Origin of the sequence: Paraburkholderia sp. SIMBA_054 (assembly GCF_046534875.1) — a bacterium.
GTDB lineage: Bacteria > Pseudomonadota > Gammaproteobacteria > Burkholderiales > Burkholderiaceae > Paraburkholderia > Paraburkholderia hospita.
In genome coordinates this window covers 1-245 of sequence record NZ_JAWRXV010001430.1, presented here as the reverse complement: position 1 = coordinate 245, position 245 = coordinate 1, and the positions used below count along the sequence as shown (strand labels likewise).

The following is a 245-nucleotide window of genomic DNA, read 5'->3' as shown; positions in this document are numbered from 1 at the left end:
CTCCGTATCGCCACAGGTATGTTCGACCCCGGCCATGCGCTCGTGAGCGTGCAGGATTCGGGTACGGGCATCAGCGAGGACAATGCGGACCGCATGTTCAGCACGTTCTTTACGACGAAGTCCGAAGGCATGGGCATGGGACTGTCGATTTGCCGCTCGATAGTCGAGGCTCACGGCGGCCGTATCTGGGCGGAGTCGCCGGCGACAGGCGGCGCGCTGCTGCAGTTCATCCTGCCGATCGACGA

At 63.3% G+C, this 245-nt stretch carries 1 protein-coding gene; it reads left to right on the top strand.

Features of this window, described 5'->3' with window-relative positions; all coding sequences use genetic code 11:
- Positions 1-245, top strand: a 245-nt coding sequence (locus SB822_RS59770; protein WP_410859469.1) for an ATP-binding protein, incomplete at both ends; no start/stop codon positions are given.